Source organism: Methylomonas sp. 2BW1-5-20 (assembly GCF_052474515.1).
On record NZ_CP184127.1, the window covers coordinates 2,829,030 to 2,843,015 of the forward strand.

14 protein-coding genes are annotated in these 13,986 nt (G+C 53.1%); 12 read left to right on the plus strand and 2 right to left on the minus strand.

The window, feature by feature from the left end; genetic code table 11:
• The first annotated feature begins 64 nt into the window (after window positions 1-64).
• From lnt to efpL, 9 genes are all read left to right on the plus strand, one after another.
• Window positions 65-1,648 carry an apolipoprotein N-acyltransferase gene (gene lnt, locus ACH50O_RS12895; RefSeq protein WP_446808198.1) on the plus strand — a complete coding sequence of 528 codons (1,584 nt, stop codon included), beginning with the start codon at window positions 65-67 and terminating at the stop codon, window positions 1,646-1,648.
• Window positions 1,641-2,459 carry a hypothetical protein gene (locus tag ACH50O_RS12900; RefSeq protein ID WP_446808199.1) on the plus strand — a complete coding sequence of 273 codons (819 nt, stop codon included), beginning with the start codon at window positions 1,641-1,643 and terminating at the stop codon, window positions 2,457-2,459. Before lnt ends, ACH50O_RS12900 begins: the two co-directional genes overlap by 8 nt.
• Window positions 2,460-2,585: 126 nt before the next feature.
• Entirely contained in the window at window positions 2,586-4,043 is a 1,458-nt protein-coding gene (locus ACH50O_RS12905) for a sensor histidine kinase (RefSeq protein ID WP_446808200.1), read from the plus strand.
• Window positions 4,044-4,048: 5 nt separating this feature from the next.
• Window positions 4,049-4,624, plus strand: a complete 576-nt coding sequence (locus ACH50O_RS12910; RefSeq protein WP_446808201.1) for a hypothetical protein — start codon at window positions 4,049-4,051, stop codon at window positions 4,622-4,624.
• Window positions 4,625-4,629: 5 nt separating this feature from the next.
• Window positions 4,630-6,216, plus strand: coding sequence for a sensor histidine kinase (locus ACH50O_RS12915; RefSeq protein ID WP_446808202.1), 1,587 nt, complete (start codon window positions 4,630-4,632; stop codon window positions 6,214-6,216).
• Window positions 6,217-6,244: 28 nt separating this feature from the next.
• On the plus strand, window positions 6,245-6,958 hold the full coding sequence (locus tag ACH50O_RS12920) for a response regulator transcription factor (protein ID WP_446808203.1): 714 nt from the start codon (window positions 6,245-6,247) through the stop codon (window positions 6,956-6,958).
• A gap of 84 nt (window positions 6,959-7,042) precedes the next feature.
• The gene (gene aat / locus ACH50O_RS12925) at window positions 7,043-7,735 is read left to right on the plus strand and encodes a leucyl/phenylalanyl-tRNA--protein transferase (protein ID WP_446808204.1); all 693 of its coding nucleotides are present in this window, start codon (window positions 7,043-7,045) and stop codon (window positions 7,733-7,735) included.
• A complete protein-coding gene (locus tag ACH50O_RS12930) occupies window positions 7,735-8,451 on the plus strand; it encodes an arginyltransferase (RefSeq protein ID WP_446808205.1) in 717 nt (238 codons plus the stop codon). Before aat ends, ACH50O_RS12930 begins: the two co-directional genes overlap by 1 nt.
• Before the next feature lie 3 nt (window positions 8,452-8,454).
• Window positions 8,455-9,021, plus strand: a complete 567-nt coding sequence (gene efpL, locus ACH50O_RS12935) for an elongation factor P-like protein EfpL (RefSeq protein WP_446808206.1) — start codon at window positions 8,455-8,457, stop codon at window positions 9,019-9,021.
• A 113-nt stretch (window positions 9,022-9,134) separates the two neighbouring features.
• On the opposite strand, the gene ACH50O_RS12940 is transcribed toward efpL, so the two are convergent.
• On the minus strand, window positions 9,135-9,344 hold the full coding sequence (locus tag ACH50O_RS12940; protein ID WP_446808207.1) for a hypothetical protein: 210 nt from the start codon (window positions 9,342-9,344) through the stop codon (window positions 9,135-9,137).
• Window positions 9,345-9,746: 402 nt separating this feature from the next.
• Between ACH50O_RS12940 and ACH50O_RS12945 the strand changes: the two genes are divergently transcribed.
• Genes ACH50O_RS12945 through waaC form a run of 3 tightly spaced genes read left to right on the plus strand, consistent with a single transcriptional unit; the run spans window position 9,747 to window position 12,776 of the window.
• On the plus strand, window positions 9,747-10,673 hold the full coding sequence (locus ACH50O_RS12945; RefSeq protein ID WP_446808208.1) for a branched-chain amino acid transaminase: 927 nt from the start codon (window positions 9,747-9,749) through the stop codon (window positions 10,671-10,673).
• Between the two features lie 54 nt (window positions 10,674-10,727).
• The gene (gene waaF / locus ACH50O_RS12950) at window positions 10,728-11,762 is read left to right on the plus strand and encodes a lipopolysaccharide heptosyltransferase II (RefSeq protein WP_446812144.1); all 1,035 of its coding nucleotides are present in this window, start codon (window positions 10,728-10,730) and stop codon (window positions 11,760-11,762) included.
• Between the two features lie 3 nt (window positions 11,763-11,765).
• Window positions 11,766-12,776 carry a lipopolysaccharide heptosyltransferase I gene (waaC, locus tag ACH50O_RS12955; RefSeq protein WP_446808209.1) on the plus strand — a complete coding sequence of 337 codons (1,011 nt, stop codon included), beginning with the start codon at window positions 11,766-11,768 and terminating at the stop codon, window positions 12,774-12,776.
• A gap of 20 nt (window positions 12,777-12,796) precedes the next feature.
• Here waaC and ACH50O_RS12960 read toward each other — a convergent pair whose 3' ends face one another.
• Window positions 12,797-13,972: an HD-GYP domain-containing protein gene (locus ACH50O_RS12960; RefSeq protein WP_446808210.1), complete on the minus strand. Its 1,176-nt coding sequence runs from the start codon at window positions 13,970-13,972 to the stop codon at window positions 12,797-12,799.
• Window positions 13,973-13,986: the final 14 nt, after the last annotated feature.

The window sequence follows — 13,986 nt, forward strand, 5'->3', positions numbered from 1 at the left end:
AGAGCATTGCGTAAGTCAAGCAAGTACAATCGCGCTTTTGGCAGTTAGGGCGAGTTGGCTAAGCATGAAAAATCCGTGGCGGGCGAAATATTCTCAATGGCTGTTGCCGGTTTGCTCCGGTATTTTCATCGGCACCAGTTACATTCCGTTTCCGCCGTGGGCGTCTTTATTCTGTTTTGTGCCGTTGTGGCTGTTCTGGCAGCAACAGCAGACCTTAAAAAATGTTTTATTCAGCGGCCTGCTGACCAGCTTTATTTATACCTTAATCGGCTTCAACTGGGTGACGTATACCTTGCATGAATTCGCTATGGTGAATTGGTTGGTGGCGGGTATAGGCATGGCTGTATTCGCCTTATTCGGCCATGTGTTTGTGCCGGTTGCCGGGGCGCTGTGGTTCTGGAGCCGCAAGCTCTACACCGGTTCCGCAGGGTTGTCGTTTGCGTTGATGGCGGTATTTACCGCATTGGCGGAACTGTATGTACCGATGCTGTTTAAATGGAATTTCGGCTATAGCTGGTTCGGTGCCGGCATCCCGATTTTTCAGTGGGCTGAGTTTATCGGCTTCACCGGTTTGAGCATGTTGACGATCTTGACGAATTTGCTGGTGCTGGTGGCTTGGCGGTTGCGGGCCCGGCTGGCCGGCAAACTTGGTTTTCTGGCAATAGTGCTGGGATTTTTGGGTCTGAATGCCGGCGGTGTCTGGCTAAAAAACCGCTTGCCGGCGCCGGATGCCGCCGTCAGTGTATTGATGGTGCAGGCGGATATCAGCAATCTGGAAAAACAGGGGATGGAGCATGGCAAAGGTTTTCGCGGTGAAATCTTAAAAAAATATCTCCAGGTCACCGCTGTAGGTCTCGCGCAAAATCCGCAAGTCGATTTTGTGATGTGGTCGGAGACAGCATTCCCTTCGTTGCTGGGCGGGGATTTCAACCAGTCGGTTTATGCACAATCGCTACGGGAATTTTTGCAAGCCCATCAGGTGGCCTTGATTACCGGCGCGTACGCCAAGGACGAAAAATCCGGGCTAATCACCAATTCGCTATTTGCCGTCGACCAACAGGGAACAGTGACCGAGCCGCATTACAGCAAGACCATTCTGCTGGCTTTGGGCGAATATATTCCCTTCGAAGAGACATTTCCTTGGCTGAGAACCCTGCTGCCCATGGTGGGCCATTTCGGCCGCGGCCCAGGGCCGACCATGTTATTGCACTTTAATGGTTATGCGATGGGCCCCCAAGTCTGTTACGAGAGTTTATTCCCTGAGTTTTCCAAAGGCTTAGCCGATTTGGACGCGCAGTTTATTGTCAACGTCACCAACGATTCCTGGTACGGCACCTGGCAGGAGCCTTATCAACATTTGTACATGACTTTAGCCCGCGGCATAGAATTCAGACGCCCGGTGTTGCGGGTGACGAACACCGGCGTTTCGACCGCCTCATTGGCGAACGGCGAGGTCTTATCCTTGTCGCCCACCGCTACCCGCTGGACCGGGGTTTACCAGATTAGCTATCAAACCAAACCGCAGACTACTTTTTATCAGCGTCATTTTGGCTTGATGCCGGGACTGCTGTGGACGGCGTTAGCCGCATTACTCGTTGTGGGCATCGGTCAAAAAACCCGCGGCAAGACCGATCAAAGCCATGATTGAGGAATTGGTTTACTACCTTGGCGCCAAAACTCAAAGCCCTGCCGCGCGACGATTGGGCTATGTTTACGAAACGGCCGCGCTGCAGGCCAAACATCGCCGATACCGGACGGCATGGCGTCCGCATCTTCATGCCACGCGTCAAGCACTGTTGGCTGCTGCAAACATCGACACGCGCGGCACGGCATTAATCCTGGGGGGCGGCATCGTAAAAGATTTGCCGGTTTCGGAATTATTAGAACGTTTTGAATGTATTATCCTCCTCGACATCGTGTTTACTTATCAAGCCCGGCGCCTCGCCCAACTTTGGCCAGGCCGCATCTTGTGTTGCTATTACGATGTGACCGGCGTTATCGATAGCTTAGCGAAATACCGTTGTTTACCCCCAATCGAACGCCTGAGCGCATTTCAGCAGCCCAACGCCAAGATGCCGCCCGTCTGCTGGGTAGCTTCGGTCAACTGTTTAACCCAATTGCCGATTTTGCCGATGCGATGGTTGCAACATTGTGGGATCGAAGATCGCAGCCTGGACGAATTTTACCGAGCGTTGATTCAAGACCACCTGAACTGGTTGATGGGCTGGCAAGTCCGGGCGTGTCTTATTACCGAAGTTGAAGAGCAACATTTCGATCGCAACGGCAGCCTTATCGGCAGCGTAGACCATCGCCCCTTACTCCAAGATTTTCAGCAAAAGGCCGATTGCTTATCGCGCTGGACTTGGCATCTGCATCCGCGCGGTGCGCTATCCAGCCGCTATTCGGAAACGCGCACGGTCGAAGCCTGGTCGTATCCCGATAGTCGAAATTCGCATTGACTGGCATTTGGAGCATCGATCTTTCGTGACCGACAACTTCGAAACAGTTTGTGACTGTTTTATGAACATTTTTAACAAGGTCGTTTCATCTATACTATGGGATGATTTATTGCTCTTAGCCCACGGATGAAATTTAAAAATTTATTATCGCTAAAGACCCTGATCGTTTTGGGTTTTGTCATTGCCGTGATTCCGCTGTTTCTGGCCGTAATGTACGCCGCATTCGGCATGCGCGAAACCTCGGCGCTCGGCCGCACGGTGAACTCCCACGTCTTCGAACAAACCAAGACCATCCGTCTGGTATTACAAAAAGCCTCCGATATCGAACGCAAGGCCAAGCTGTTCGTGCTGCTATCCGACCCGACGCTACGCCAACCGTACGAGCGGCAATCCTACGAAACGGTGCGGGCTTCGTTCAAACAGGCTTTGAACGACTTACTGAAACTGCACGTCGATAACCGGATCGCACTGCTGGTCAACGAATTATCGGAAAAGGAAAACCTGATTTATCAACAAATCATTGGCTCCGACGACGAAAACAATCTGGAGCTACCGATAGACGAGGCTTTCCAGGGCTTGCGCGAATCCGCCGCCACACTGTCGCGCGAATTCGAGAACCATGTCGACCACGAATTCAACGAACTGCGGCAATTATCCGAATCGATGGAACACGGCCTGTTGGTCAAGGGCGCCGCCTTACTCGTGATCTCGTTCAGCGTGATCGCGATTCTGTTGATCGTGCTGTCGCGTTCGATGCGGCAACTCGACCTGTCGATTCGGCGCCTGGGATCGGGCGATTTAGTCGAACCGATTCTGGTCAACGGCCCGTCGGATTTGCGCTATCTGGGCAACCGTCTGGAGTGGCTGCGCACCCATCTGCTGGAACTGGAAGTCTCCAAACAGCAGTTTATGCAAAACGTGGCCCGCGAGATCGAACTGCCGCTTGCAAGTCTGCGCCGTGATGCCGAACTGCTGGCGGAAGAAACCGATTACGACCCGCATAGCAAACGGCAGCAAACCGCGCTGCAGCTGTGCGCCGGCATTGAAAAACTGAGCGCGGTATCTGCGGAACTATTGCGCTACAGTCAGATTAATTCCCTGCCCGATATAAAGCGCAAGGAAAGCGTCAACGTCAAAGACCTGCTGGAAACGGTGGTGGACGAGTTTCAACCGGCATTGACCGAAAAGGCTTTGGCGCTACGCATGCTGGTACGCCCGGTCGAAGTTTCCGGCATTGCCGAACAGTTGCGGGGCATTATCGAACAATTGCTGGCCAATGCGGTGAAGTACTCGCCGGAGGAAGGCGAAATCCGCATCATGTTGCGCGACGCCGGGGCCCTGATGGAACTGGAAGTGGAAGACGAAGGCCCCGGCATTGCCGCCGACGAGCGCCCTCATGTGTTCGAGCCGTTTTACCGGGGCAAACATGCCGAAGCGACAAATCAAGACGGACCGGGCTTGGGCTTGGCTATCGTCAAGGAATACGTCGCCAACCATCAGGGCAAGGTCGAAGTTATCGATGCCCGCCAAGATCAACATGGAGCCCGCATCCGGGTTCAAATTCCATTAGACGGGGAGATTTGAAAGACATGCAGTCATTATTTATGCGTTGCTTGGCGCTGGCGGGATTTTGGGTGCTGCTCAGCGGTTGTGCCGAGGTCGATCCGGGCGTTCGGGAAAAATTTCCGACCGTTTACAGCGCACCCGCCAGCCATTCCGATGCCGACGAACTGCTGGATTTCGGTGTCAACATGGTCAATATGACCGCTTCGTCGCGCACCGAGACCTGCCGATCCCTGGTGAAACGGCAAAAAGACGCACCGGATACCGGGGTGTTACTGCATCTAATGATAGGCCGCTTGCTGTCCGACGCCTGCGGCGACATCCCAAAAATCCTGGACGAACTGGCGGCAATCTCGCCCGGCAGTTTGTCCGATGACCGCATGCGGAAATTGATAGACATCCACAGCGAGGCGCTAAAGCGCATCGGCAGCACCACCAAAAAACTCGGCGCACTGGAACGCAAACAAAAAACCGTGCAAAACGTCCTGGAAACCAAGGATGCCGCCGGCTCGAAAAAAGAAGAATCGCGGCTGCTGCGCGAAAAACTGGAAGCCATTCGTTCCATGGAAAAACAGCTGGACGAGACTAGCGACGGAAAATAAAGCCGATGTTTCGTTTCCGGTTGGCGATAGTCATCGTTGTTTCCTTCGGCTTCGTTTTGAGCTTGGGCATCGCCTTGTATTGGGGTTCCAACGAGGTAGCCCGATATTTCCAACACAGCCAAACCGCCTACGAAACCTTCGACGATTACGAACAACTGTCGCAGGAGGCCTATCGCCACTTCAAACAGCGCATGGACAGGCTGATTACCGCCAATCCCAATTCCGAAACCGGCGTGGAATCCTCCAAGCGCCGTCTGTTCGACGCCATGCACGAGCTGAGAGATTCGGCGGTAAAAACACCAAGCAAAGACGGCGCCAGCGAAGAATGGACCAATAAACCAGCCGAGCTGGAGAAAGTCGCTCATCTCACCGCGTTTTTGGAGGCCAGCGAATATCGCTTTGAAGAAGTTGAGCGGCTGCGCTTGCAAGGCAAGCTGACAACCGCTGTACAAGCGCTGGCAAAATTTACCGAGGAAGAAATCGACGGCAAGTTCCAACCCTTGATTGATGCCGCCATCGAAGCCGAACGGGAGAAAGCCAAGAAAGCCAAGCAGGAACTGGAAGTATTGGTCGAGCGCTCGCGCTGGACCGCCATTCTGGCCTCCTTGACCGCTGCGCTGTTCAGCCTGGTATCCGGCATCCTGTTGTTACGCGCCTTTAAAAAGCCGATCGAGGCCCTGATGAAAGGCACCGACGAAATCGCCTCCGGCAATCTGGAATACCGGATCGCGCTGGACAGCCGTGACGAATTCGCCTATCTGGCTAGCCATTTCAATCAAATGGCCAAGGAACTGGAAGTTCAACAGGATAAACTGCGCGAAGGCCGGGCAGTGCTGGAAAAAAGGGTTGCGGAGCGCACTTCCGAGCTGAATTTGTTGAACCAGGAATTAAAGCGCATGGATAATGCCCGCCGTGAGTTTTTGGCGGACATCAGTCATGAGCTACGCACGCCAATTACCGTGATTCGCGGCGAGGCGGAAGTTACGCTGCGCGGCCAGGACCGGGACGCCGACGAGTATAAGGACGCATTGCAGCGCATCGTCGAACTGTCGATGCAATTGGGTAAATACGTCAACGACCTGCTGTTCCTGGCCCGAGCAGACACCGCCAATCTGCAGTTCGAATGGAATAAAGTGGATTTGGCCGACTTGGTCGCCAGCAGCGTCGAGGACTTTCAGGTGATGGCGGAAGAATATTCGATTGCGGTCAGCTTGGACGCCCCGGCCTCACCGTTATGGGTGCGCGGCGATAAACAACGGCTACGGCAAGTTTTATTTATTTTGGGTGAAAACGCTTGCCGTTACTCCAAACCGCTCGGCCATATAGCTGTAGCATTGTGGCGCGACGGCAAACAAGCCTGTTTCAGCCTGACTGACCAGGGCATAGGCATACCTGCGGGAGATCTGGAGCGGATCTTCGAACGTCATTTCCGCAGCAGTAACGCCCAACATTCGCGAGACGACGGCTCGGGCCTGGGCTTGCCGATGGCCAAATCCATCCTGCAAGCGCACGGCGGCCAGATTGCCGTGCGTAGCGTCGAAAACTCGGGCTCGACATTTACGGTTACCTTGCCCCTGCTTACGGTAGCATAGGGCCGATTTTCATATACATGAGAAATACATGACATCCAATACTCTGACGGGGATAGGTTATATGCGTGTGCTAATGGTTGAAGACGATGAACGCATCATCGATTTCGTACAACGCGGCTTGAAAGCCGAAGGCTATGCCGTGGAAGTGGCCCGCAGCGGTCAAGAAGCGATTGCCTTGGGTACCGAGGGAACATTCCAGGTAATCATTCTGGACCTGGGTCTGCCGGACATGAACGGCAGGCAGATTTGCGAGCGCTTGCGCAGCAACGGCATAGACACGCCGGTGTTGATGCTAACGGCCCGCGATACCGTGCAAGACAAAGTGTCGGGCTTGCGTTCCGGCGCCGACGACTACATGACCAAGCCGTTCGCGTTTGAGGAATTGCTGGCGCGTATCGAGGTGTTGTTGCGGCGGCGCGGCGGCGAAATCAAACAGGACGACAAGGAATTACGCATCGAAGACTTGGTATTGAACGGCGAGACCCACGAAGTGCGGCGCGGCGATACCGTGATCGACCTGACCCCCAAGGAATTTGCCTTATTGGAATGCTTTATGCGCATGCCGGGCAAAGTATTGAGTCGGACCCGGATTTTGGAACAAGTTTGGGGCTATAGCGCCGATCCGCTAACCAACGTGGTGGACGTTTATATCCGCCAATTGCGGCGAAAAATCGATGACGATTTCGAGCTGAAGCTATTAAAGACCGTACGCGGTTTCGGTTACAAAATGGATGCGTCTTGACCTAACGACGCAATATATTGCGTTTTTATACTGCATACATATAACCGAATACCGGAGCGCCAAGCTCACCATTACCCACCGTTTATGCAACTGACCCTGCTCGATCCGGACCATCCGCACCAAGCCTTTCCGCCGTTGCACAAGGCTTTGCAACAGCCCAACGGCTTGCTGGCGTTTGGCGGCTGCCTGTCTCCGCAGCGCATTGTCAATGCCTACCGGCATGGCGTGTTCCCTTGGTTTAACCCCGGCGAACCGATTCTGTGGTGGTCGCCCGATCCGCGTCTGGTGTTGTTTCCGGAACATCTGAAAATTTCCCGCAGCCTGGCGAAAACCCTGCGCAAACAATTGTTCGAAATTCGTTTCGACAGCGCTTTTCGGCAAGTGATAACGGCTTGCGCGGCACCGCGTAGTGGAAGCGGCGGCACCTGGATCACCGACGATATGTTGCAAGCCTATTTGACGCTACATCATCTCGGCATCGCCCACAGCTGCGAAGCCTGGCATGACGGCGAACTGGCCGGCGGCCTATACGGCATTGCGATTGGCCGGGTGTTTTTCGGCGAATCGATGTTTCATCGTAAAACCGATGCGTCGAAAGTGGTGTTCGTGCATCTGGTTCAACAACTCAGCGCCTGGGGTTATCGCTTGATCGATTGTCAGGTCAGCAGCGAGCATTTGCTCAGCCTCGGCGCCGAAGAGATTCCGCGCCAACGTTTCGCACAATTGCTGAACGACTACTGCGACCACCAGCCGGACCCGGCGGCCTGGCAACGATGATGTCGCTGCCGCTTTGGTTGAGCGTCGAACACGCCTGCGGCTATCTTGAGGGACGCCTGTCGCAATCCGGTTTTGTGCATCCCTCCGTGGATATGGACACGCCGCTATATTCGCAATTGATCGCACAGGGCTTCCGCCGTAGCGGCAATCACGTCTACAAGCCCTATTGCCAGGATTGTCGGGCCTGCGTGCCAACTCGCTTGCCGGTCCATGCATTTCGGCCGGACCGCAAACAAAAGCGTTGCGCCAGGCGTAACGTGCAAACCCGGGTGGTGATCAAGGACGCCGATTTCGATCCGCGCCATTTCCAGCTGTATCAACGCTATCTAAACGCCCGCCATGATAAGCCCGGCGAAGAACCGGCCAGTCCGGACGACTACATCAAATTCCTGGGTAGTAGCTGGTGCGACACGAAGTTCGTGGAATTTCTGATTGGCGGACAACTGGCGGCGGTGGCGGTAGTCGATGTAGTAGCGGATGGTTTGTCGGCGGTATACACCTTTTTCGACCCGGACTTTGCCGACTACAGCCCCGGCGTTTACGCGGTGTTATGGCAGATCGAAACCGCCAAGCAATTCGGTCTGGAATATGTTTATCTGGGCTACTGGATTAAAGACTGTCGTAAAATGCGCTACAAAATCGATTATCAACCGTTGTCCGGCCTGATAAGCGGACAGTGGCAAACCATTTCAACTCAAACATTCAACGAGGATTAAGCCGTGCCAAAAGCCAACGAACTGAAACAGGGAACCGCCATCGAAATCAACGGCGAGCCGTATGTGGTCAAACACATCGACGTGCGCAACCCTACTTCGCGCGGCGCCACCACGCTCTATAAAGTCCGTTTCACCCACATGAAGACCAAACAGAAGCTGGATGAAACCTATAAAAGCGACGAAATGTTGAAAGCCGCCGATTGTTCGCGATGCAATGTGCAATATTCCTATCAGGACGGCGACACCTATTACTTCATGAACACCGAAACTTACGAACAATACAGCTTATCGGCTGAGGATTTGGAAGGGCAAACCGAGTATTTATCCGACGGCCTGGAAGGCATCATCATGCTTTTGATGGACGACGCCGCGCTGGGTATCCAATTGCCGACCACCATCACTCTGCAGATCGTCGAAACCCCACCCGCCATGAAAGGCGCCAGCGCCACCAACCGCACCAAACCCGCCAAATTGACCACCGGCCTGGAAATCCAGGTGCCGGAATACATCGAAAGCGGCGAGATGGTGAAGATCAATACCGAAACCGGAAAGTTTTCGTCGCGGGCATAAGGCTTGAACCGCAGACTGGCTAAAGTGTCTGAGCGAACTCCAGCGCTTTAGCCTAACAACCCTACGACAGCAACACGCCGGCGCTGGCGGACTCGACCAACCCTTACCCATTTCTATGTCAGCACATTCCTAACGCATTGCCTGGCAAAGGTATTGATGGAAACGCTGCTGTTAAGATAACGGTTGAATAACTCGTTAACGGTAACAGGGCTTAGATGGACATAAATGCCGCAGCCGGTGATAGCGATAAATTGCCGACTCAAGGCCTCAATAAACACAATACGTAATGTGCTGATTTCATTGACTTCATTGCTTGTTTCCATGACACTCTCCCGAATATGCCGGTTTGATTAATTACATCTTGAGCATAAATGGCGCCAACAACAAAAAACCTTTTTAAGTCATAAAGATAAAGCTTCAACCTATCTCAAACACGAGGCAACAGCTAAAAAATTGACGCTGAGATTACGATACCGCACTCGGAGCCCGCTGTCGGTTGTCTATGCCACTAATAGCCGGTGATATATTTCACCCTTGCGTAAAAACCATATCGCCCCTTGCCGACAAAGGGAGATGATCCAGGAAAGCTCTCTAAACTTAATCCCAAGCCAAACCGAGGATTTCCTTGCGGCCGGTATTGCCGGACGCCGCTTTATAGTACAATTTCCGTCACTTTTAAGCCTTCGCGGCGCAGCAACAATCATTAAACAAAACAGGTTCAGACGATGACAACGATGGATGACAGAGACGGGTTTATTTGGCTAGACGGGAAATGGGTTGACTGGCGGGATGCAAAAGTCCACGTCCTGACTCACACCCTGCATTACGGCTGTGGCGTCTTCGAAGGTCTGCGCGCTTATAAAACCAACAATGGCACCGCGATTTTCAAACTGGCCGAACACACCGACCGTCTCTATCGTTCGGCGCATATCATGAATATGAAAATGCCATTCTCGAAAGAAGAAATCAATCAAGCCCATCGCGACGCGGTTGCCAAAAACAATTTGGACAGCGCCTACATCCGCAGCATGGTGTTCTTCGGTTCCGAAGGCATGGGCCTGCGCGCCGATAACCTGAAGGTGCACGTGATGGTTGCTGCCTGGACCTGGGGCGCGTATCTGGGCGCGGAAAACATGGAAAAAGGCATCCGCATCCGCACCTCTTCATATACCCGCAACCATGTCAACAGCACCATGTGCAAAGCCAAGGCCAACGGCAACTACATCAATTCCATCCTGGCCCTGCAAGAAGCGCTGTCTACCGGCTACGACGAAGCTTTATTGTTGGACCACGAAGGTTTCTGCGCGGAAGGCAGCGGCGAAAACTTGTTCATCGTCCGTAACGGCAAAATCTACACCCCGGAAACCACCTCGGCCTTGGAAGGCATCACCCGCGACACTTTGATCACCATCGCCCGCGAACAAGGCTACGAAGTGATAGAAAAACGCATCACCCGCGACGAAGTCTACGTAGCCGACGAAGCTTTCTTTACCGGCTCGGCCGCCGAAGTCACGCCGATTCGGCAATACGACAACCGCGACATCGGTTCCGGTAGCCGCGGACCGATCACCGAAAAACTGCAAGCCTTGTATTTTGACTACGTCCAAGGCCGCCGCGCCGACCATAAGGAATGGTTGACGCTCGTTTCTTAAGTGACGCAACAGCCTTATAAAATCCTGGTCGTCGGCCCCTCCTGGGTCGGCGACATGGTGATGGCGCAAAGCCTGTTTATCGCACTCAAGCAACAACACCCCGACTGCCATATCGACGTGCTGGCCCCGGCTTGGTCGCTCCCCTTGTTGGAGCGCATGCCGGAAGTTCGGCAAGGCATTACCATGCCGCTCGGTCATGGGCAATTCGATCTGCGCAGCCGTATCCGGATTGGGCGGCAATTGCGAAGCCATCATTACGATCAAGCCATTGTGCTGCCCAATTCCTGGAAGTCGTCGCTGATTCCGTTTTTTGCGCGCATTCCGAAACGAACCGGTTTCCTCGGCGAATTACGCCGTGGCCTGTTGAACGATGTACGCAAACTAAATAAGACTTTGCTGACCATGACAGTACAGCGCTTCGTCGCGCTGAGTTTGCCTGACGAAGCGTCCCAACCGCCAACTTACGAATTTCCGAAGCTGACAATCACGACCGAACAACAGCTAAACGTCTGCCGGAAATTCGAGATTACCGGCGCGGATTTCATCGAAATCCCCCACCCCAGTGCGTTACTTAATAACCTTGGAGGTTCGGAGGAAGTCGTGCCGATCGTTAGTAAAATCCTGGCCCTATGCCCAGGCGCCGAATTTGGCCCCGCCAAACGCTGGCCGATTGAACATTACGCCGCCGTCGCCAGGCAAAAACAGCAACAAGGCTGGCAAGTCTGGTTGTTCGGTTCCGATAAGGATAAGGCGGTCGCCGAGCGGATCAATGCATTATCGGGCGATATTTGCCGTAATTTTGCCGGCAATACCTCTCTGGCCGAAGCGGTGGATTTGCTATCTTTGACCGATGCGGTGGTCAGCAACGACTCCGGCTTAATGCATGTCGCCGCAGCGTTGGATAAAAAATTGATTGCGGTATACGGTTCTTCCGACCCCGGCTTTACTCCACCGTTACATGCCGCGGCGGAAATTATCGATTTACATCTGGATTGTTCGCCGTGCTTTAAACGCGATTGCCCGCTAGGCCATACTCGCTGTTTGACGGAAATCAGACCGGAACAGGTGCTGGCGGCGTTGGACACATAGCGGATGAAAATCGCCATCGTCAAGCTCTCGGCCTTGGGCGACATCGTACATGCAATGGTGGCGCTGCAATTCATCAAGGAAGCCTTACCGCGTGCACAAATCGACTGGATCGTCGAGGAGCGTTTCGCCGGTGTGCTGGCCGATAATCCCCACATCGACAACATCCTGGGGTTAAACTTAAAAGCCTTAAAAACCGACAAATTGCGCATCTTTGCCGAAATTGCCAAAGTGCGGGCTTATGCCGAAAACGGCTACGATTTGGTCATCGATGCGCAAGGCTTGATCAAATCCGCACTGGTCGCGCGCTTACTGTCCGCAAACTGCGTCGGTTTCGATCAAGACTCGATCCGCGAAAAATGGGCAGCCTTGTTTTATAGCCAACACGTGGCTTACGCTTACGACGCCAACACCATCGATCGCAATGTGGCGGTTTTAACCCAAAGTTTGGGTCTTGAAATCGGCAAAGAGCAAATTCTGGCGAAACAGCCATTCTTGTATTTTCAGCCGGCATCTGCGGCCTTGGATGAATATTTCCCGGCCGGCCAATCCAATGTAATACTGGTAATCGGTTCAACCTGGCCCAGCCGTAACTACCCATTGGAAAAATATCTACAGGTGATTTTCGGTCTGGAAGCTAATTTCCTGATTTGTTGGGGCAACGAAAAGGAACATTGGATGGCGCAATGGCTGGCCGAGCGCAGCCTGGCGCGGGTATTACCGCAATTGAGCCTGAACGATTTGAAAGCCGCGCTCGCCAGAGCCGATTTGGTGATAGGTAACGATACCGGGCCAACACATATGGCATGGGGCTTGAATCGGCCCTCAATCACTTTGTTCGGCCCTACACCGGTCAGCCGCGTTTATCAGACGGACATCAACAAGGTATTGAAGTCGCCGTCGCAGGTGAATCCGTTCAAACTGGATAAAAACGATTTTTCGATTGCCGAGATCGAACCTAAAGCAGTCATTCGTTTGGCAGACGAACTATTCGGTAAAACCGAACAAACTGCCTGAGTTATTCGGCTTTAGGCGCACTACACCTTTTCCTGAGCCGTAAACATTTTCAACAGCTCAATAAACGGTTCATTACTGGCTAACACGCCGGTTATAACCGTATCTGCATTACGAGCATCAGCCAAATCGAGCAATTGCGCTTGAAACATCAATTGCTTCTGCGGATTGGTAACGATACGTAACTGCGGACGCCGGGGATGCAGGGGATTGTCGCCCTCCACAATTGCGAGTTCACCGGTCTGTAATTGTACGACGCAGGCAACGGGGTAAACGCCTAAAGCCTGAATGAAATTTGCCAGCAGCAGCGCATCGAATGCCGACTCGCCGGAGCCGTACAGATAGTCCATCGCCGTAAGCGGGATCATAGCCTCGCGGTATGGACGCCTGGAGGTCATGGCTTCATAGACCGAGACGATGCTGATCATCCTGCTTAATTCGCCGATACGTGCAGCTGGCAATCGTTCCGGATAACCGTCGCCGCTCATTGTTTCATGATGCGTGGCGGCGATGTCTATTACCTCGGCGGGCAGCTTAGCCACTTTGGCCAAAATAGCAGCACCATGCTCGGGATGTTGTGCCACAACAATGCGCTCCGCTCGGGTCAAAGCTTGGGGTTTTGACTTTATGTACTCGGGAATACCGACCATGCCGATATCGTGCAGCAGTCCTCCCAATGCCAACAGCCGCAACGACTCGCTCGACAACGCTAAATGCTGCCCAAAAGCCAATGCCAAGATACAAGCGTTAACGGATTTATGCGCCAATTCATCTTGTTTGCCATGGCTGGGCCGAATCTGCTTAATCATGGCCTGACTGTCACTTGTCACACCGAGCAACAAATCGGCTGCTATTTTATCGACCTTTTCCCCGTCGAGCTCTCTACCAAACCGCACCTCTTTCAAGAGCTCGCCAAACAATATTTGTGCCTGGTTGTAGATTTTCTCTATCGCACTTATGGCCGATATTTCGGGGTCTATTGCTTGATTTGCGTTTTCGCTATCAGTTTGCTGAACGACATCCAGACCTTTTGCCGTATCGATATAAACAATCTGACAATATTCTTGCAAGCGATGAATTTGCTTATCCGAGGAGACCAGAAACTTAGCACGCAAGAAGGGAAGATCTATCCATTTCCGATCGGTGCCGCAAACAAACATACCTTTTCTTAGCTGGTTAATATTAATTTCTTTAACCATTATTAAAAAATAAT

Bases quoted from the DNA above. Each gene is read 5' to 3' on its own strand.
- ACH50O_RS12905 (WP_446808200.1), top strand. From the start codon at position 2,586: ATGAAATTTAAAAATTTATTATCGCTAAAGACCCTGATCGTTTTGGGT.
- lnt (WP_446808198.1), top strand. From the start codon at position 65: ATGAAAAATCCGTGGCGGGCGAAATATTCTCAATGGCTGTTGCCGGTT.
- ACH50O_RS12945 (WP_446808208.1), top strand. From the start codon at position 9,747: ATGACAACGATGGATGACAGAGACGGGTTTATTTGGCTAGACGGGAAA.
- ACH50O_RS12960 (WP_446808210.1), bottom strand. From the start codon at position 13,972: ATGGTTAAAGAAATTAATATTAACCAGCTAAGAAAAGGTATGTTTGTT.
- waaF (WP_446812144.1), top strand. From the start codon at position 10,728: ATGGTGATGGCGCAAAGCCTGTTTATCGCACTCAAGCAACAACACCCC.
- ACH50O_RS12920 (WP_446808203.1), top strand. From the start codon at position 6,245: ATGACATCCAATACTCTGACGGGGATAGGTTATATGCGTGTGCTAATG.
- ACH50O_RS12910 (WP_446808201.1), top strand. From the start codon at position 4,049: ATGCAGTCATTATTTATGCGTTGCTTGGCGCTGGCGGGATTTTGGGTG.
- ACH50O_RS12930 (WP_446808205.1), top strand. From the start codon at position 7,735: ATGTCGCTGCCGCTTTGGTTGAGCGTCGAACACGCCTGCGGCTATCTT.
- aat (WP_446808204.1), top strand. From the start codon at position 7,043: ATGCAACTGACCCTGCTCGATCCGGACCATCCGCACCAAGCCTTTCCG.
- ACH50O_RS12940 (WP_446808207.1), bottom strand. From the start codon at position 9,344: ATGGAAACAAGCAATGAAGTCAATGAAATCAGCACATTACGTATTGTG.
- ACH50O_RS12915 (WP_446808202.1), top strand. From the start codon at position 4,630: ATGTTTCGTTTCCGGTTGGCGATAGTCATCGTTGTTTCCTTCGGCTTC.
- waaC (WP_446808209.1), top strand. From the start codon at position 11,766: ATGAAAATCGCCATCGTCAAGCTCTCGGCCTTGGGCGACATCGTACAT.
- ACH50O_RS12900 (WP_446808199.1), top strand. From the start codon at position 1,641: ATGATTGAGGAATTGGTTTACTACCTTGGCGCCAAAACTCAAAGCCCT.